Source organism: Curtobacterium sp. VKM Ac-2852 (genome assembly GCF_013205045.1).
GTDB classification, from domain to species: Bacteria; Actinomycetota; Actinomycetes; order Actinomycetales; family Microbacteriaceae; genus Curtobacterium; species Curtobacterium flaccumfaciens.
The window spans coordinates 1-17,307 of sequence record NZ_JABMLI010000006.1 but is presented as its reverse complement, the minus strand read 5'-3'; the positions used below and the strand labels follow the sequence as shown (position 1 = coordinate 17,307).

The window sequence follows — 17,307 nt, the reverse complement described above, 5'->3', positions numbered from 1 at the left end:
CAAGCGGTGTTGCCGACCCGGCAACACCGCACCGTGCGAGGCGGGCGCATGTCGGGCCTCCCGTCCGCCCCGATCGTGAGCAGAAGGTGTCGGGTCGGCTCGACGGACCCGACCATTCCTGCTCACGAAGCGAACGAGCGACCGCGAGCGCCCCCCTACTCGTCGGCGGGCAGCGGCTCGGCGTGCTCGATGCGGGCGCTCGCCGTGGCCATGTGCGCGTCCATCGCGCGCTGCACGGCGGACACGTCGCGGACGCGCAAGGCCTCGAAGACAGCGCGGTGCTCGTGGAACGCGGCCTCGGTCGCCTGCCTGGTCTGCACGCGCCGCGCGACCCAGACGCTCAGCATCGAACGCAGGCTCTGCAGCAGGTCGGCGAGCACGTCGTTGCCGGACGCCCGCGCCAGCAGGACGTGGAACCGGACGTCGGCGTCGATGAAGGCCTGCGGGTCGTCGAGCGTCGCCTCCTGCCGGACCAGGTACTCGCCGAGCTCGGTGATCTGCTCGTCGGTGGCGCGCTGCGCGGCGAGGATCGCGGCCGTACGCTCCAGCGAGGACCGGATCTCGAGCAGCTCGCGGGTGCGGTTCGACGCGAGCATGAGGCCCCACGACAGGGTCGTCGGGAGCAGGTCCGAGGTGCCTCCGCGCAGGTAGGTGCCCGAGCCGGGGCGGATCTGCACGATGCCCAGGATCTCGAGGGCGGCGAGGGCCTCACGGACGGCCGAGCGTCCGACGCCGAGCCGCTCGGACAGGATCCGCTCCGAGGGCAGCCGTGAGCCGGGGGCCAGCTCGCCGGCGGTGAGCAGCGAGACGAGCTGTCGGGCGACCACCGAGGCGGGGGACCCGACGGGCACGGACTCGAGTTCGAGTCGGATGTTGAGGGGGTCGTCCGGGCTGAACGCGGGCATGCAGTGAGCGTACCGGTCGGTCAACCGGTTGCGTGGGGAGCGGCGCTGAGGCGGCCGACATTACGCAAGAAGCAGCGCGGAACGCGCGGAATGGTCAACCGGTTGACAAGTTGACCGACCGCGACGCACACTGGATCAGGCGCACCGATGCGCCCGCTCCCGATCCGCGCAGCAGCACGGAACATCCCGGCGAAGCCGACCGGAACATCCCGGCCCGGCCGCCAGGACCGTCCCGGCGCAGCCGCCAGGACGGGAGTCGTACCACCCCCACCGAGCAGGAGTCATCGTGGACATCCCCGCCACGCGAGGCATCCCCACCTCGGTCGTCGAGAAGACGGCCATCCGCAAGATCGCGATCCGCATCGTGCCGTTCGTGGCACTGATGTTCTTCATCAACTTCCTCGACCGCACCGCGATCTCCTTCGCCGCCCCCAACGGCATGGAGGCCGACCTCGGCCTGACCGCCGCCCAGTTCGGCTTCGCGTCCGGTGTGTTCTTCATCGGTTACCTCGTGCTCGAGGTGCCGTCCAACCTGGCGCTGCACAAGTTCGGCGCCCGGATCTGGCTCGCCCGCATCATGATCACGTGGGGCATCGTGTCCCTGCTCTTCACGTGGGTGCAGAACTACCCGCAGCTCGTCGGCCTGCGCTTCCTGCTCGGCATCGCCGAGGCCGGCTTCTTCCCCGGCGCGATCCTGTTCCTGTCGACCTGGGTCCCGGCCCGTCACCGCGGCAAGATGCTCGCGCTGTTCTACCTGGCGCAGCCGCTCACGAGCGTCATCGGTTCCCCGCTCGCCGGCTGGCTGATGACCCACGAGGGGATCCTCGGCGGCCTGGCCGGATGGCGCTTCATGTTCCTCTGCGTCTCGATCCCGGCGATCATCGTCGGCGTCCTGTGCCTCTTCGTCCTCAAGGACAAGCCGTCGCAGGCGAAGTGGCTCGACGAGGACGAGAAGGTCTGGCTGGAGACGACGCTCGCCGCCGAGAGCGCCGCGAAGGGCGGCGGGGACGGTCACGGCAAGGGCGGCCTGCGTGCGGCCTTCGGCTCCGGCCGCGTCTGGATGCTCGCCGCGGTGTACTTCGGCTTCATCTACGGCCTCTACGCGCTCAGCTTCTTCCTGCCGACGATCATCGACGGCTTCCAGGAGCAGTTCGGCACCACGTTCGACCTGTTCCAGAAGGGCCTCATCACGGCCATCCCGTACGTGCCCGCCGCGGTGGTCCTGTACTTCTGGTCGCGTGACGCCTTCCGTCGTGGCGTCCGGGTCTGGCACATCGCCGTCCCGGCCCTGGTCGGTGGCCTGAGCATCCCGGTCGCGCTCTACATGAACAGCCCGGCCGCCACCGTCGCGGTCATCGCGATCACGGCGTGTGCGATCTTCGCGGCCCTGCCGAACTTCTGGACGGTCCCGACGCAGTTCCTGACCGGTGCCGCCGCAGCCGCGGGGGTCGCCCTCATCAACACCGTCGGCAACCTCGGTGGGTTCGCCGCCCCGTACATCACGGGTGCGGTCAGCGAGTGGACCGGCGGGTACCAGGTGCCGATGTTCATCGTCGGCTTCTTCATGGTGCTGTCGAGCGTGCTGATGTTCGTGCTCGGCCGGAACACGAAGCGCAACGAAGCAGCTGCCGCGGCGTCCGGAGCCGACACCGCGGTCGCCGCCACGGACGGACCGACCGCCATCGCGAAGGAGGCCGGCGCATGACCCGCCTGTTCAACGACCCCGCGGACTTCGCCGACGAGATGGTGGACGGCTTCGTCGCCGCCAACCGCGCCCGGGTGCGCAAGGTGCACGGCGGGGTCGCCCGCTCCACCACCAGCCCCGAGGGCACCGTCGCGCTCGTCGTCGGCGGTGGCTCCGGCCACTACCCGGCCTTCGGTGGCCTCGTCGGGCACGGCCTGGCGGCCGGTGCCGCGATGGGCAACCTGTTCGCCAGCCCGAGTGCCCAGCAGGTCACCGCGGTCGCGAGGGCGTCCGAGCACGGCGGCGGCGTGCTGCTGAGCTACGGCAACTACGCCGGCGACGTCCTCAACTTCGACGCGGCGGCACGGGCACTCGAAGCGCAGGGCATCGACGTCCGCACGGTCCGCGTGACCGACGACGTCGCGTCCGCGCCCGCCGACCAGGCACACAAGCGCCGCGGCATCGCGGGGGACCTCTGCGTGTTCAAGGTGGCCGGCGCGGCCGCTGAGCGCGGCGACGACCTCGACGCGGTCACCGCGATCGCGGCCCGGGCCAACGCCCGCACCCGCAGCTTCGGGGTCGCGTTCTCGGGGTGCTCCCTGCCCGGCGCCGACGAGCCGCTCTTCACCGTCCCCGAGGGGCGCATGGCCATCGGCATGGGCATCCACGGCGAACGCGGCATCGCCGAAGCCGACGTCCCCACCGCGGACGGCCTGGCCGACCTGCTCGTCGACAAGCTCCTCACCGAGCAACCCGACGACACCGGCACCGGCACCACAACACACGGCACCGCACCAGACGCCGCAACAGCACCCGCCGGCCCCCGCGTCGTCCCGATCCTCAACGGCCTCGGCTCGGTCAAGTACGAGGAACTCTTCGTCGTCTTCGGCGCCGTCCAGCGGAAGCTCACCGAGGCCGGCATCGTCGTCGTCGAGCCCGAGGTCGGCGAACTCGTCACGAGCTTCGACATGGCGGGCGTCTCGCTCACCCTGTTCTGGCTCGACGACGAACTCGAGCAGCTCTGGGCCGCCCCCGCCGACGCCCCGGCGTACCGCAAGGGCGGCGCCGTCCCGCAGCAGCCCGTGCCGGTCGAGGTGCTCGAAGCCGGCGTGGTCGTGCCCGTGACGCCCGGCACCGAGGAGTCCCAGGCCTCGGCTGCCCGCGTCGCGAGCGCGATAACCGCGATCCGCGCCACCATCGACGACCACGCCGACGAGCTCGGCCGCATCGACGCCGTCGCCGGTGACGGCGACCACGGCATCGGCATGCAGCGCGGCTCCACCGCCGCCGACCGTGCGGCACAGGACGCCGCCGCCCGTGGCGCCGGCGCCGGTTCGGTCCTCGCGATCGCCGGCGACGCGTGGTCCGACAAGGCCGGTGGGACGTCCGGTGCGATCTGGGGTGCCGCCCTGGAGGCCCTGGGTCGCGTCCTCGGGGACGAGTCCCGTCCGACACCCGCCACCGTCCAGAGCGCGGTGCACGCCGCCGCCGAAGCCGTCCTGGCCTTCGGAGCCGTCCCCGGCGACAAGACGATGGTCGACGCGCTCGTGCCGTTCGACCAGGTCTTCTCCGCCCGGGTCGACGCCGGCGACGAACTCGTCGACGCCTGGTCGGCCGCCTCGGCCGCAGCACAGACCGCGGCGGACGCCACGGCCGACCTGTTGCCCCGGATGGGCCGCGCCCGCACCCACGGCGAGGACGCCGTCGGCACCCCGGACGCCGGCGCGATCTCGTTCGCGCTCATCACCGCCGCTGTCCGCTCGACCATCGCCGTCCCCGCCTGACCCCCACCACGAAAGGCACACCCGCATGAGTGAGCAGCAGTTCCGCATCGTCGTCGGTTCGGACGACGCCGGCTTCGACTACAAGGAGGTCATCAAGGCCGACCTGGCGAAGGACCCCCGCGTGGCCTCCGTCGTCGACGTGGGCGTGGACGCCGACGGCCACACGGCCTACCCGCACGTCGCCGTCGACGCCGCCCGTCTGGTGGCGAACGGCGAGGCCGACCGCGCGATCCTGATCTGTGGCACCGGCCTCGGCGTCGCGATCGCGGCGAACAAGGTCCCCGGTATCCGTGCCGTGACCGCGCACGACTCGTTCTCGGTGGAGCGCTCGATCCTGTCGAACGACGCCCAGGTGCTCTGCATGGGCCAGCGCGTCGTCGGGGTCGAGGTCGCGCGCCGGATGGCGAAGGAGTGGCTCGGCTACACCTTCGACCGGACGAGCGCGAGCGCCGAGAAGGTCAACGCGATCTGTGCCTACGACGGCTCCGCCCCGGTCGGGACCGACGCCTGATGCCCGCGACCACGGCGGCCGCCCCGGTGACGATCGGGGTGTCGCTCAAGATGTACTTCAGCCATGCCCGGACGCTCGAGTGGGCGGCCGCCGTGGCCGACATCGCCCGGAGCCACCCGGCGGTGCGGTCCGGCGCGGTCGAGCTCTTCGTGGTGCCGACGTTCCCGTCGCTCGTCCCCGTCCGAGCGATCCTGACCGGGTCAGGCGCTCCGGTGCTGCTCGGTGCCCAGGACCTCGCCTGGGCCGACGAGGGTGCCTTCACCGGCGAGGTCTCCGGCGCCGAACTCCGTGAGATCGGGGTCGACCTCGTCGAGATCGCACACGCCGAGCGCCGCTCCCTGTTCCACGAGACGGACGACGAGATCGCCGGCAAGGTGCGCGCGGCGTACCGCAACCACCTGCGGCCCCTGGTCTGCATCGGCGAGACCGAGCGCGCTGCCGACGGCGACCCCGCGGCCGCGATCGCCGAGGTCACCGCGCAGCTCGACCGGTTCCTGGCGACCGCGACCGCCGACGGCATCGCCGGACCGCTCATCGCCGCGTACGAGCCGGTGTGGGCGATCGGTGCCCCGCAGCCCGCGCCCGACGGGCACATCGTCGCGGTCCTGGCCGGCATCGAGCAGCACCTGGCGACCCGGCCGGAGCTCGCCGGCTCCGTCGCGATCTACGGCGGTAGTGCCGGTCCGGGCCTGCTGACCCGGGGTGCCGGACGCATCGGCGGCCTGTTCCTCGGCCGCTTCGCCCACGACCCCGAGGCGATCAGCACGATCCTCGACGAAGCCGAGGCGCTGGCCGCGTCGCAGGACGGAGCACCGGCGTGACCTCCCTGCTCGGTCTCTCCACCTACGCCTACTTCTGGCGCATGTCCGACCGTGTCCCGTCGCCGATGTCTCTCGACGACGCCCTGCGCGACGCCGCGTCGCACGACGGCGTCGACCTGTTCCAGATCTGCGACCACCTGCCGCTCGACACCGCGACCGACGAGCGCCTGGCCTCGATCCGGTCCCTGGCCGTCGACCTCGGTCTCACGCTCGAGGTCGGCACCCGCGGCACCCGGCCGGAGCACCTCGCCCGGTACCTGCACGTCGCGCAGCAGCTCGGCGCAACGCTCGTGCGGAGCATGTGGACGAGCGGCGACGACCAGCCCGACGCGGCCGAGACCGAACGACGCCTGCGGCAGGCGCTCCCCGCCTACGAGCGCGCGGGCGTGACCCTCGCGCTGGAGACCTACGAGGTCGTCGCCACCGCCGACCTCGTCGCGGTCGTCCGGGCGATCGGCTCCGACAATCTCGGCGTCTGCCTCGACCCGGCGAACACCGTCGCCCGGCTCGAACACCCTGGTGACGTCGTGGCGATGACCGCTCCGCACGTCGTCAACTGGCACGTCAAGGACTCCGCCTTCACCCGTTCACCGGGCTGGGTCGGCTTCCAGTACACCGGCGTCCGCACGGGCACCGGGATCCTCGACTACACCGCCGTCCGAGCCGCGGTCGAGCCCGACACCCGGGCGATCAACCGCGTCATCGAGTTCTGGCTGCCGTGGCAGGACGAGTACGCGGGCGCCGAACCGCTGCCGGGGGAGACCCCCGCACAGACCACCACCCGCATCGAAGCGGCGTGGACCGAACACACCATCGAGTACATCAGGAGCAAGGAATCATGACCGACACCGTCACCACCCCCCACACCGTCGCTGCCGGATCCGGCACGGCCGACGTCACCGTCGCCGTGATCGGTGCCGGCGGCAAGATGGGCACCCGCGTCTCGAACAACTTCGCGAAGAGCGAGTACACCACCCTCTACAGCGAGGCCTCGCCCGCCGGCCAGGAGCGCATCCAGGCCCTCGGCCGCGAGATCACCGACAGCCTCGACGCCGCGAAGGCCGCCGACGTCGTCATCCTCGCCGTCCCGGACGTCCTGCTCGGCACCATCTCCGAGCAGCTCGTCCCCGTCATGAAGTCAGGCGCCAGCATCCTGACGCTCGACCCGGCCGCCGCCTACGCGGGTCTCCTCGCCAAGCGCGAGGACATCCACTACGCCGTGGCGCACCCGTGCCACCCGTCGGTGTTCCTCGAGCGCACCACCAAGGCCGAGTGGGACGACACCTTCGGTGGCATCGCCGCCCCGCAGGAGGTCATCGCGGCCTTCGACGCCTCGGAGTCGCTCGGCGACGAGGGCGACCGCGCCAAGGCCGTCGCCGAGGCCGTCATCACCACGATGTACGCCCCGGTCATCCAGGTGCACTGGGTCACGGTGAAGCAGCTGGCCGTGCTCGAGCCGACCCTGGTCGAGACGATCGCCTGCATGATCGGCGACTTCCTTAACGACGCCCTCGAAGAAACGGTCACCGGTGTCGGCGTGCCCCGTGAGGCCGCCCGCGCCATGCTCTACGGCCACACGTGGATCGCGCTGACCAACGGCCTGCGCGGCTCGAACCCGTTCTCCGACGCCTGCCACATCGCGATGGGCTACGGCCGCGAGAAGCTCATCAAGGAGGACTGGAAGCAGGTCTTCGACGACAGCGAGCTCGACTCGGTCATCGCGAAGATGCTCAAGATCGACGCCGTCCGGCGCTGAGCCGGACCGCCACCGACCACCGCGCCGACCCGTCAGCGCGCCCGGACCGGAACGCCCCGCCGACCCCCTTCCGGCGGGGCGTTCCCCGTGCCGTCGGCGGACACGAACCCCCGCGGCCCCCACGCCTCGGCCAGCGTGATCGAGGCCACGCCCGGCACGGTCAGCGCCCGCACCGCGTGGGCGAACCACCGCGCGGCGGCCGACGTGTGCTGCGCCGGGTCCGTCGCGTCCGGAACGGTCTCCGGGCCGTAGCCGTGCTCCACGGTCGCGTCCGCCACGACCCGGGTCGGCGCCGTCGCCACCGCGTTCCACCGTGGCCGCAGCGTCACCGGTCCGACGTGCAGCGCCCTGCCGGCGGCCAGCCTGGAGGCGCTGCTCACCACCCAGCGCTGCATCCGGATCGACTCGGTCACCTGTTCGGGCGACCGGTCGTGCATCTGCGGCGTCACGCTGCAGGTCAGGGGGCCGTCCCAACCCGAGAACACCGCGATCGAGCGGTTCAGCTCGGTGAAGTGGGCCCGGGTACCGGCGACGACCTCCAGCGCGCCGACCGCTGCCACCGCTTCGCGCAGTGCCCGCTGCAGCGCCGGCGTCGTCGCGTGCGACACCGGGTCGAACGCCCCGACGCGCGCCACCGGCCCGCCCTCGAGCACCGCGTCGATCGCCGCGCGCAGCAGCACCGGGTCGTCGGTGACGAACCGGACGTCCAGGGGAGCGCCACCCGCGTCCTGGCGGGCCGAGGCGAGCACCGCCTCGACGTTCGGGGCGCCGAGGGTCGGCTCGACCAGGATCGGGAACCCGCGGAGCAGGTCGGCGTCGTCCGGGCGCGCAGCGACCGGTGCCGAACCCGCGAGCAGCTGGAGTGTCGGCGGCGGCGTGACCGCGGCACCGGGCCCGTCGAGCGCCGCCAGGTCCGGGGCGGGGGAGGCCGCGCCTGGCGACCGGGTGCCCGGACCACCTGCTGGACCGCCCGCCGTCGCACGCAGGGTGAGCCCCTGCCGGACCGTCGTCCCCGGCGTGCTCGCGACCGGGAACGGCTCGGCGAGGGGCGTCGAGTACGTCTTGAACGAGGCGTCGGTCCAGTTCCGCTGGTCCTCGGTCTCGAACACGTCGCCGGTCAGGTCGAGCGACAGCGCGACCGGACCCGCCGCCCAGTCGAGCCCGGCGACGTCGACGGCCGGCTGGTGCGGCGCGATCCAGAACGGGAACGCCGTCGCGGTGCCGCCACCGGACGGGTGCCGCACCGTCAGCGGCTGCCCGGCCAGGGTCGGCGGGTGCAGGACGACGAGCCCGATGCGGTTGCGGCGGAAGGCCCGCGTGACCGTCCCGACCGCGGCGACCCGAAGGGTGTCGTCGTCGACCGTGACCTCGAGGACGGTGCGGACGACCTCGACGCCGTCGTACCGTGCGCTGGTCTCGATGCGGATGCGCCCATCGTCACCGTCCACCGTGCGTGTCAGCACGGTGTCGTCGGCGGTGCGCCAGTCGTGGTCGCGGACGACGAACCGGATGGCGCGCAGGACGAGCGTGCCCCGGAACGTGACGTCGGCGAGTTCGGCTCCGCGCAGGGCCAGACGCCAGGGCCCGACGGACACGATCTCGTCGTTCGACGTCGCAGTCATGGTGCATGCCTAGCACCGGTCAACCGGTTGGGCAATGATGGGTGTGACGGAGCAGCGCTGCTCCGAGGACGGAGTCCCACATGACCGCACGACTCGACGGCCGGACCGCACTCGTCACGGGAGCGGGGTCCGGCATCGGCCGCGCGATCGCTGACCGGTTCGTGGCCGAGGGGGCCACCGTCGTCTACGCCGACCGCGACGCCGATGCGGCCGCCGGTGCCGCCGCCGCAGCCGGCCCGACCGCGATCGGCCTGACGATGGACATCGCCGACGAGGCGAGCGTGGCCGCGGGGTTCGCCGGACTGGCCGACCGTGGTGCGAGCCCCGACGTGGTGGTCGCGAACGCCGGTGTGCAGCTGTTCGGTCACGACGCGAAGGTCGCCGACCTGTCGCTGGAGACCTGGGACCGCACGGTCGCGGTCAACCTCACCGGCACGTTCCTGACGATCAAGCACGCCGTCCGGGTGATGCTCGCGAGCGGCACCGGCGGGTCGGTCATCGCCACGGGGTCGCCGACCGGCCTGAATGGCGAGGGCGCCGACTTCGCGGCGTACTCCTCGACCAAGGGCGGCATCCACGCACTCGTCCGGGCGACCGCGATGGCCTACGCGCGGGACGGCATCCGGGTGAACACGGTCGTGCCGGGCTACACCGAGACCGGCCTCGTGTCGGCGATCTCCGGTGACCCCGAGGCCCGAGCCGCGATCGTCGCCCGCACGCCCCTCGGACGCCCGGGCACCCCCGACGACGTCACCGGCATCATGGTCTACCTGGCCAGTGCGGAGTCGTCCTACGCCACCGGAGCGGAGTTCCGCGTCGACGGTGGTATGACGAGCCTCTGACCCGTCTCACGCCCGCTGCCGGACCCGCCGCACCGCCCTGGAGGCCCGGTGCGGCCCCGTCAGGCCGTCTCGCGCCCGGCGAGCAGTGCGCCCAGGGCTGCGGCACCGCCCGCAGCGTCGGGCACGGTCACCATCCGCGCCTGCCCGCCGCGGAGCCGCGCGACCAGCCCCGGCCCGGACCGCACGACGTAGGCGACGCCGCGGCCCGAGATCCGGTAGCCCCAGCCGCCCCACTGGCCCGGGGTCACCTGCTCCCACCCGCACGACTCGATGCGCTCCAGCGGGACGCGCATGAGGGGGATCCTCGTCCAGGTGGACGTGAGCCGCATGCCGCGACGGTCGACGGTGAGTTCCACCCGCGCCAGCACCAGCACGGCGATCCCCGCGATCACCATCGCCAGTCCGGAGACGACCGCCGTCGTCACCCCGGCCGATGCCGTCCAGACGGCGGTGCCGACGCCGAGGACCACGACGACCGCCCCGATCACCGCGAACCACCGGCTGCCGACGCGTGCGCGCCAGGCGACGCGGGTGTCGGGCCCGACCACCAGGGGAGCGACCTCGTGGGCCGGCACGGGTGCAGCGACCCGGAACAGTGCGAGCACGGGGACGGCGGCGACCACCACGGCGACGAGCAGGAACGGGACCGTCCACCAGGGGGACAGGGTGCCGTCGCCGGCCGTGTTCGTCCACGCGAGCACGACCCAGGCCGAGCCGAGGGTCCCGGCCAGCAGGTTCGCGACGAGCAGCACGGTGGCTGCTGTCCGCCTGTCGCGCCAGCGCAGCGCGGAGAACGCGAGGACGACGGCCACCAGTGCCACCGCCAGGGTGACCCAGAAAGCCGTCCACGGTGACCCCCAACCGTCCGCGGTGCCGTCCGTCCGGAAGTGGATCGCGATCCGCGCGGGCATGGTGGACGCCGCGAGGACCGCGGTGAGCACCAGTCCCACCGCGACCAGGAGCCCTGGTGCCGTCACGGCCAGCCGTGTGCCCGTGGTCATCGGTCGAGTCGTCATCGTGCCCCCTTGATCATCGTGAACAGGTCGTCGAGCGAGACACCCAGGGTGTCCGCCTGGTCGCGCAGCTCGTCGACGAGCGTGCGCAACCGGTCGAACGAGGCGTTGCCCGATCGCAGGACCGTCGCGCCGCGGCCGCGCCGCAACTCGATCAGTCCGTCCTCCTGCAGGAGCGCGTAGGCGCGCAGGACGGTGTGCATGTTGACGTCGACCGAGGCGGCGAGGTCCCGCGCAGCGGGCAGCCGCTCGCCGTTCCGCAGCTCGCCGCGGGCGATCGCGTGCCGGATCTGGGTGGCGACCTGTTCCGCCAAGGTCGCTCGCGCCTGCGGGTCGACGGTGATCAACATGTTCGCATTCTATGCGAACAATCCGACATCGCACCAGGGCTGCTCCACCCGTTCGGACTCAGTTTGGCCGCGGAACGCAGCACGTGGTTCCGCGGCTCCCGGCACGCGTACCGTCCGTCGCGATGACCGAATCGCCCACCACCACTGCCCCGTCGAACTACGAGTCCGCCGACGGTGTGGACCCCCTGCGCGTCACCACCTACCGACAGGTCCGCAAGGCCGCCCGCCGCGGACACGCACTGCCCGGCGACGCCGGTGAGCCGTCCCTGGCCGACCTCGTGAACGCCCGGAAGAACGGCACCGCCGAGTCCCGTTGACGCAAGCTCACGATCCGGTCTCGACGAGGTCTCGATCGGGACACGACGACGCGAACGGCACGAGGGTGCTGCCACGATGACGTCCATGGTCTCCTTCCGGTCCGCACTGCCCCTGGTCGTCGTGAGCGCGGTCCTCGTGTCCGGCTCCCTCGCCGGCTGCTCGGCCGGTTCCGGCACAGCGGCGGTGTCGACGTCGACCCCGACGCCGACCTCGGAGACAACGGAGGCCCAGCCCGTGCGCGGTGCGACGGACCCGATGGAGGAAGACCGGAGTGCTGCGGCGATCTGCGGCCAGATCACTGCGCTGACGACGATCTCGCTGAACGCGACGGTCGGGCGAAGCCAGGGCGATCTCTCCGAGGCGCAGTACCAGGCACTGATCGCGGCGGAACGCTTCGGCTACGAGCACCTGTCGAGCACCGACGAGGAGCTCGACGACGCGATCGACTACGCGCACGAGTACCTCGACGCGCACCCCGCACCGAAGTCCGGGCCGGCGCTCGAGATGACTCCCGAATGGGAACTCGTCGGGCGGACCCTGATCACCGCGTGCCGGGGTGCCGGGTCGAACGTCGTGGGCACCGCCCAGTACGGCGGCTGACGACCCGGATCAGGGTCCCGTGACCGCCGTCACGAGCGCGTCGAGCGCGCGGTCGAGCTCCGGCATCGTCACGGCGCCGTAGCCGAACACGATGCCCGGCGGCGTGCTGCCCGGCGCGAGCCCGTACTCCTCGAGCGACGCGACGAGCACCCCGGCGTCCGCCAACCGACGCGCGATCTCCGCCCCGGTGGTCGGACCCGACCACGTGACCACCGCGTGCAGTCCGCCGTTCAGAGCACGGGCCTCCAGGCCGGCGACGTCGCCGAGCCGATCCGCGATCCGGGCCCGGCGGTGCGTGTAGTCGCGACGCACTCGACCCAGGTGCCGCCGCAGCGCACCCGTCCGCAGCAGGTGCACGAGCGCGGCCTGCACCGGTTCGGCGACGACCGCATCACGAGCCCGACGGGCGGCGAGCACCGCCTCCGTCACCGGGGAACCCGTCGCTGCGACCGTCGGCAGCACGACGTACGCGCAGCGCAGCCGGGGGTCGAGCGTCTTCGAGAAGCCGCCGACGTGCAGCACCACGCCCTCGGCGTCGAGTGCGGCCAGCGCGGGCACGGGCGCGCCGCGGTGCCGGAACTCGGAGTCGTAGTCGTCCTCCACCACCACGGTGCCGGTGGTGGCGGCCCAGGTGAGCAGCCGCCGGCGCCGGGCGACGGGCATCACCGACCCGAGCGGGTACTGGTGCGTCGGGGTGACCAGGACGGCGTCGACCGGTCCGGCGGCCTCGAGCGCGTCGAGGTCGAGGCCGTCCTCGCCGACCGGGACGCCCACCAGGAACCCACCAGCGCTCGTGATCGCACGGTGTCCGGTGCGGTAGCCGGGGTCCTCGACGGCGACGACGGGAGCGCGACCCAGCAGCCCCCGCAGCGCCTCGGTGACGAGCGACAGCGCCTCCGAGGTCCCCGCGGTCACGAGCACCCGGTCGATCGTCGCCGTGAACCCGCGGGTCAGGCCGAGCTGGGCGACGACCTGTGCCCGCAGATCGGGGGAGCCGAGCGGGTCCGCGATCGCGTTCCGGAGCGGGGCCGAGGCCGCTGCGCGCCAGGCTGCCCGCCAGTCCCGCTGCGGGATGGCGGTGACCGCGGGGATGCCCGGACGGCAGTCGATGAGCGGAGGGGACGGCGAAGCGGCCGCGACGCCGACCGCGCCGGAGCCGGAACCGGCGGTGTCCGTCCCGACGGCCGACGGCGCACCCGTGGTCCGACCGTGCAGGTCCGCCGCGACCCGCGCGAGGGCACCGTGCCGCGTCCGCAGGTACCCCTCGCCGTCGAGCTGCTCGTACGCCGCGACGACGGTGCCCCGGGCCACCCCGAGCTCCGCCGCCAGCACCCGCGTCGACGGCAGCGGATCGCCTTCGCGCAGGGTGCCGTCGTGCACCATCCCGCGCACCCGTGCCACCACACCGGACACCTTGCTCGACTGGTCCATCGTGATCGCCCCGATCTGGTCCAGGCACCGGACCACTGCTGACCCTAGCGTGACGACATGCCCACCTCGAGCTCCGAATCGGAACCGCCCACCGACGGCCCTTCGCTCCGCGTCCGTCGCCTACGTGACCGCCAGTCCGACGCCCCCGCCGTCCTGCACGCGATCCTCGCCGAGGCGCACTTGGCCCACGTCGGCATCGTCCGCGGTGGCCAGCCCGTCGTCCTGCCGTTCCTCTGCGCCGTCGGGGACCTCGGTGACGGCCCCGTCCTGCTGCTGCACGGCTCGACCGGTGGTGGGCTGTTCCTCGACGCCGGGGCGGAGGGCGTGCCGGTCGCCGCCACCATCACCCACCTGGACGGTCTCGTCTTCGCACGCTCCACCAACGACAGCTCGGCGAACTACCGCAGCGCGATGGTCGCCGGTCGCGCCACGGTGGTGCCGACCGACCTGCGCACCGAAGCCCTCTGGCAGGTGGCCGACCACCTCATGCCGGGCCGCCGAGCCGAGGTGCGCGAGATGACCGCGAAGGAGGTCCGCGCCACCCAGGTCCTCCAGCTGCCCCTCGACCGCGCGAGCGTCAAGGTCCGAGCCCACGGTGTCGGCGAGGACCCGGCGGACGGTGAGGACCACACCGTCTGGGCGGGCGTGCTGCCACTCGCGGTCCGCGCCGGGGTCCCGATCCCGGGGGACATCTCGGGGGACAGCCCGGTGGACGCCTCGGTCGTCGCACTGTCGGCTCGCCTCGACCGCCTGGCGGCCGACCGGGAGGCCCGGATCGCCGCCGTCACGCGGGTCACGCCGGTCTGAACCCGGGTCCACCGCCGCGGGCCGGCTCCGGAACGCCCGTGCGCGCCGTCGGAGTGGCCTGCGAGCGGTGCTCGTTCCTGTGACCAGCCGCAGGAACACTCCGGCGCTGCCCAGCCGCGGGCACCGCCGTGACCAATACGTTACTTTCCGGACCGCCGAGTGGTCCCGACCCGGAAGGACCCATGGGACGCCACACCCTGCCTGCAGCAGCCGACGACCGTCAGCCCGCGCGAACGCACACGCACCCCGCGGTCGACCCCGCGCCGCTGACGCCGGACACGCAGCAGTCCCGTCCCCGTGGTCGCCGCTCGGCCCTCGGCCCCGCGGCCGCCCGCTCCACCTTCGTCGAGCACCCGAAGCCGGCCCGGACCGTGCGGATGCAGCCGCGTCCCGGCCCCGTCGCGTCTTCGGCCGGCAGCGCGGTGCTGAGCCGGACCGCCACCCTGCGTGCCGAGCGCGCCGTCGACCCGCGGCACATCCGCCGTTCCGCCAACGCGAAGCGCGCGGCGATCCTGCTCGCCCCCGCGATCGCGGTGACCTCGAGCCTGACGCTCGCCCTGCCCGCGAACGCCGACACCCTGCCCGCGGACACCCGTTCCGGCACGACCACCGCGCAGGACGCCCAGACCTTCACGGTGGCGCACGACGTCCAGGTCCCCGTGGTCTCCACCGACGGCATGACCACCACGACGACGATCGTGTCCTACCCGACGCTCGACCTCCGCTTCGGGGTGACGACCGCGCAGGCACAGTCCGCGTTGTCCGCCGCACTCTCGGCCGGGGGCGACCGGGCCACGATCGTGCAGACCGCCCTGCAGTACATGGGGGACCCGTACGTCGAGGGCGGCGCGAGCCACGAGGGCATCGACTGCTCCGGGCTCACGATGGTCGCCTACCAGGCGGTGGGGATCCAGCTCGTGCACTACGTGCCGACGCAGGACGCCGTCGCCACCACGATCCCCGAGTCCGAGGCACTGCCGGGCGACCTCGTCGTGTACGACGACGAGGACCACGTCGGCCTGTACCTCGGCCAGGGGCTCGTGCTGCAGGCACCGCACCCGGGCGAGGTCGTCGACATCGTCCCGATGTACTCGGCGGCGCACCACTTCGCCCGCGTCCTGCCCGCCGGCAGCTGAGCCGACCAGCCGTGGTGCAGCCGTGGTGGTGACCAGCAGGACCACCCGGACGGGGCGTCCCCACCGATCACGGGCCTCCCGTATCCTGGAGTGATGGCTTCCGACACCCGCACCCCGTTCGAACAGCAGCAGTCTGCTCGTCCGCAGGTGCGCCCGCGCACCGAGGGCTGGAAGCAGGCCACCGACACCGACGGTCGCCCGCTGCTGCAGTTCGCGTCCCCGAAGCGTGGCAAGCCGCCCGTGCACCTGGCCGACCTGACGGCCGAGGAACGCGAGGCCCGCGTGAAGGAACTCGGCCTGCCCGGGTTCCGCGCCAAGCAGCTCGCGACCCACTACTTCCAGCACTACACGTCCGACCCGGCCAAGATGACCGACCTGCCCGCCGCCCAGCGGGAGCAGCTCGTCGCCGGGATGCTGCCGCCGCTCCTCACCGAGACCCGGCGGCTTGCGACGGACAACGGCGACACGATCAAGTTCCTCTGGAAGCTGCACGACGGCGCCCTGGTCGAGTCGGTCCTCATGCGGTACCCGGGCCGCATCACCCTGTGCGTCTCGTCCCAGGCCGGGTGCGGCATGAACTGCCCGTTCTGCGCCACCGGCCAGGCAGGGCTGACCCGCAACATGTCCACCGCCGAGATCATCGAGCAGATCGTCCGGGCCAACGCCGCGATCGCCGCCGGTGAGCTCGGGGGCGATCCCCGCAAGGGTGGCCACGACCGCGTCGACGCCGAACGCGTGACGAACATCGTGTTCATGGGCATGGGGGAGCCGCTCGCGAACTACAAGCGGGTGATGGACGCTGTGCGGTTGATGGTCGCACCGCAGCCGAACGGTCTCGGCATGAGTGCCCGCGGCATCACGGTGTCGACCGTCGGCCTGGTGCCGGCGATGATCAAGCTCGCGGACGAAGGGATCCCGCTCACCTTCGCGCTGTCCCTGCACGCACCCGACGACGAGCTCCGCGACGAGCTCATCCCGGTGAACTCGCGCTGGAAGGCCGACGAAGCGATCGACGCCGCCCACAACTACTACGTGAAGACGGGCCGTCGTGTCTCGATCGAGTACGCGCTCATCAAGGACATGAACGACCACGCCTGGCGAGCCGACCTGCTCGCCGAGAAGCTCAACAAGCGCGGCAAGGGCTGGGTGCACGTCAACCCGATCCCGCTCAACCCGACGCCGGGCTCCGTGTGGACCTCGTCCGAGGTGCACGTGCAGGACGAGTTCGTCCGCCGACTCAACGCCGCCGGCATCCCGACGACCCTGCGCGACACCCGCGGCAAGGAGATCGACGGGGCGTGCGGGCAGTTGGCAGCGGCCGAGTAGGTCGGTCCAGTTCGTTCGTTCGGAAGGCACGGTGCGGGTTCGCACCGTGCCTTCCGTCGTTCCCGGGGTCGCGCCCGCCCCGTCGATCCCCGGAAACCCGGGGGACACGTGCCGTTCACCCGACTGCGACACGCCCGGGAGGGACGACGGTTGGCAGGGCCCCCGGGCCGTGTGTAAAGTAATCACTCGTTGCCGCTGAGGCGGAGAACGGAACGGCCGAGACGGTCACAGGGTGCAAGCCCTGGATGCGCAGTCCGGACGGGGTCCCGCTCAGGCAACATCCCCCCGAAGAAGTCGAAGTGATTCGACGTGTCTGACGGTGGAACAAGACGAATGCCTCTCTGGCGGAACCTTTTGTGGGTCGAGCGGGGAGTGCGTCTGGTCCTTGAGAACTCAACAGC

17 protein-coding genes are annotated in these 17,307 nt (G+C 72.4%); 12 read left to right on the top strand and 5 right to left on the bottom strand.

Annotation, left to right across the window (positions count from 1 at the left end; translation table 11 throughout):
- Positions 1-155: 155 nt before the first annotated feature.
- Complete coding sequence (locus tag HQQ79_RS18255) at positions 156-905, bottom strand: FadR/GntR family transcriptional regulator (RefSeq protein WP_027465119.1); 750 nt, start codon at positions 903-905, stop codon at positions 156-158.
- Between the two features lie 286 nt (positions 906-1,191).
- Between HQQ79_RS18255 and HQQ79_RS18250 the strand changes: the two genes are divergently transcribed.
- Genes HQQ79_RS18250 through HQQ79_RS18225 form a run of 6 tightly spaced genes read left to right on the top strand, consistent with a single transcriptional unit; the run spans position 1,192 to position 7,461 of the window.
- Complete coding sequence (locus HQQ79_RS18250; protein WP_111024851.1) at positions 1,192-2,610, top strand: MFS transporter; 1,419 nt, start codon at positions 1,192-1,194, stop codon at positions 2,608-2,610.
- Positions 2,607-4,373: a dihydroxyacetone kinase family protein gene (locus HQQ79_RS18245; RefSeq protein ID WP_173036227.1), complete on the top strand. Its 1,767-nt coding sequence runs from the start codon at positions 2,607-2,609 to the stop codon at positions 4,371-4,373. The genes HQQ79_RS18250 and HQQ79_RS18245 overlap by 4 nt, the downstream gene beginning before the upstream one ends.
- Before the next feature lie 25 nt (positions 4,374-4,398).
- The gene (locus HQQ79_RS18240; protein WP_027465116.1) at positions 4,399-4,884 is read left to right on the top strand and encodes a ribose-5-phosphate isomerase; all 486 of its coding nucleotides are present in this window, start codon (positions 4,399-4,401) and stop codon (positions 4,882-4,884) included.
- Positions 4,884-5,705, top strand: coding sequence for a triose-phosphate isomerase family protein (locus tag HQQ79_RS18235; RefSeq protein ID WP_173036225.1), 822 nt, complete (start codon positions 4,884-4,886; stop codon positions 5,703-5,705). Before HQQ79_RS18240 ends, HQQ79_RS18235 begins: the two co-directional genes overlap by 1 nt.
- A complete protein-coding gene (locus HQQ79_RS18230) occupies positions 5,702-6,547 on the top strand; it encodes a sugar phosphate isomerase/epimerase family protein (protein ID WP_367948133.1) in 846 nt (281 codons plus the stop codon). The genes HQQ79_RS18235 and HQQ79_RS18230 overlap by 4 nt, the downstream gene beginning before the upstream one ends.
- Positions 6,544-7,461: a phosphogluconate dehydrogenase C-terminal domain-containing protein gene (locus tag HQQ79_RS18225; protein ID WP_051596643.1), complete on the top strand. Its 918-nt coding sequence runs from the start codon at positions 6,544-6,546 to the stop codon at positions 7,459-7,461. Before HQQ79_RS18230 ends, HQQ79_RS18225 begins: the two co-directional genes overlap by 4 nt.
- 32 nt (positions 7,462-7,493) lie before the next feature.
- Here HQQ79_RS18225 and HQQ79_RS18220 read toward each other — a convergent pair whose 3' ends face one another.
- The gene (locus tag HQQ79_RS18220; RefSeq protein ID WP_173036223.1) at positions 7,494-9,083 is read right to left on the bottom strand and encodes a hypothetical protein; all 1,590 of its coding nucleotides are present in this window, start codon (positions 9,081-9,083) and stop codon (positions 7,494-7,496) included.
- An 80-nt stretch (positions 9,084-9,163) separates the two neighbouring features.
- On the opposite strand from HQQ79_RS18220, the gene HQQ79_RS18215 reads away from it, so the two are divergent.
- The gene (locus HQQ79_RS18215; RefSeq protein ID WP_111058215.1) at positions 9,164-9,925 is read left to right on the top strand and encodes an SDR family NAD(P)-dependent oxidoreductase; all 762 of its coding nucleotides are present in this window, start codon (positions 9,164-9,166) and stop codon (positions 9,923-9,925) included.
- Positions 9,926-9,984: 59 nt separating this feature from the next.
- On the opposite strand, the gene HQQ79_RS18210 is transcribed toward HQQ79_RS18215, so the two are convergent.
- Together HQQ79_RS18210 and HQQ79_RS18205 are read right to left on the bottom strand one after the other, a co-directional pair.
- Positions 9,985-10,941: a DUF1648 domain-containing protein gene (locus HQQ79_RS18210; RefSeq protein ID WP_254066391.1), complete on the bottom strand. Its 957-nt coding sequence runs from the start codon at positions 10,939-10,941 to the stop codon at positions 9,985-9,987.
- A complete protein-coding gene (locus tag HQQ79_RS18205) occupies positions 10,938-11,288 on the bottom strand; it encodes a GntR family transcriptional regulator (protein WP_027465110.1) in 351 nt (116 codons plus the stop codon). The genes HQQ79_RS18210 and HQQ79_RS18205 overlap by 4 nt, the downstream gene beginning before the upstream one ends.
- Positions 11,289-11,410: 122 nt before the next feature.
- Between HQQ79_RS18205 and HQQ79_RS18200 the strand changes: the two genes are divergently transcribed.
- A complete protein-coding gene (locus HQQ79_RS18200) occupies positions 11,411-11,605 on the top strand; it encodes a hypothetical protein (protein WP_173036221.1) in 195 nt (64 codons plus the stop codon).
- An 85-nt stretch (positions 11,606-11,690) separates the two neighbouring features.
- Positions 11,691-12,206, top strand: a complete 516-nt coding sequence (locus HQQ79_RS18195) for a hypothetical protein (RefSeq protein WP_173036219.1) — start codon at positions 11,691-11,693, stop codon at positions 12,204-12,206.
- A 9-nt stretch (positions 12,207-12,215) separates the two neighbouring features.
- On the opposite strand, the gene HQQ79_RS18190 is transcribed toward HQQ79_RS18195, so the two are convergent.
- Positions 12,216-13,673 (bottom strand): PLP-dependent aminotransferase family protein, encoded by a 1,458-nt coding sequence (locus HQQ79_RS18190; RefSeq protein ID WP_173036217.1) that lies wholly within the window; start codon positions 13,671-13,673, stop codon positions 12,216-12,218.
- 21 nt (positions 13,674-13,694) lie between these two features.
- Between HQQ79_RS18190 and HQQ79_RS18185 the strand changes: the two genes are divergently transcribed.
- The 3 genes from HQQ79_RS18185 to rlmN all read left to right on the top strand — a co-directional run bounded on the left by HQQ79_RS18185 (position 13,695) and on the right by rlmN (position 16,906).
- Positions 13,695-14,444 (top strand): pyridoxamine 5'-phosphate oxidase family protein, encoded by a 750-nt coding sequence (locus HQQ79_RS18185; RefSeq protein WP_173036215.1) that lies wholly within the window; start codon positions 13,695-13,697, stop codon positions 14,442-14,444.
- Positions 14,445-14,626: 182 nt separating this feature from the next.
- Positions 14,627-15,580: a C40 family peptidase gene (locus HQQ79_RS18180; RefSeq protein WP_173036213.1), complete on the top strand. Its 954-nt coding sequence runs from the start codon at positions 14,627-14,629 to the stop codon at positions 15,578-15,580.
- A gap of 93 nt (positions 15,581-15,673) precedes the next feature.
- A complete protein-coding gene (gene rlmN / locus HQQ79_RS18175; protein ID WP_027465106.1) occupies positions 15,674-16,906 on the top strand; it encodes a 23S rRNA (adenine(2503)-C(2))-methyltransferase RlmN in 1,233 nt (410 codons plus the stop codon).
- Positions 16,907-17,307 lie beyond the last annotated feature (401 nt).

Coding starts and splice junctions, on each gene's coding strand:
- HQQ79_RS18215 (WP_111058215.1), top strand. CDS start 9,164: ATGACCGCACGACTCGACGGCCGGACCGCACTCGTCACGGGAGCGGGG.
- HQQ79_RS18185 (WP_173036215.1), top strand. CDS start 13,695: ATGCCCACCTCGAGCTCCGAATCGGAACCGCCCACCGACGGCCCTTCG.
- HQQ79_RS18235 (WP_173036225.1), top strand. CDS start 4,884: ATGCCCGCGACCACGGCGGCCGCCCCGGTGACGATCGGGGTGTCGCTC.
- HQQ79_RS18210 (WP_254066391.1), bottom strand. CDS start 10,941: ATGACGACTCGACCGATGACCACGGGCACACGGCTGGCCGTGACGGCA.
- HQQ79_RS18245 (WP_173036227.1), top strand. CDS start 2,607: ATGACCCGCCTGTTCAACGACCCCGCGGACTTCGCCGACGAGATGGTG.
- HQQ79_RS18200 (WP_173036221.1), top strand. CDS start 11,411: ATGACCGAATCGCCCACCACCACTGCCCCGTCGAACTACGAGTCCGCC.
- HQQ79_RS18195 (WP_173036219.1), top strand. CDS start 11,691: ATGGTCTCCTTCCGGTCCGCACTGCCCCTGGTCGTCGTGAGCGCGGTC.
- rlmN (WP_027465106.1), top strand. CDS start 15,674: ATGGCTTCCGACACCCGCACCCCGTTCGAACAGCAGCAGTCTGCTCGT.
- HQQ79_RS18240 (WP_027465116.1), top strand. CDS start 4,399: ATGAGTGAGCAGCAGTTCCGCATCGTCGTCGGTTCGGACGACGCCGGC.
- HQQ79_RS18180 (WP_173036213.1), top strand. CDS start 14,627: ATGGGACGCCACACCCTGCCTGCAGCAGCCGACGACCGTCAGCCCGCG.
- HQQ79_RS18255 (WP_027465119.1), bottom strand. CDS start 905: ATGCCCGCGTTCAGCCCGGACGACCCCCTCAACATCCGACTCGAACTC.
- HQQ79_RS18225 (WP_051596643.1), top strand. CDS start 6,544: ATGACCGACACCGTCACCACCCCCCACACCGTCGCTGCCGGATCCGGC.
- HQQ79_RS18220 (WP_173036223.1), bottom strand. CDS start 9,083: ATGACTGCGACGTCGAACGACGAGATCGTGTCCGTCGGGCCCTGGCGT.
- HQQ79_RS18205 (WP_027465110.1), bottom strand. CDS start 11,288: ATGTTGATCACCGTCGACCCGCAGGCGCGAGCGACCTTGGCGGAACAG.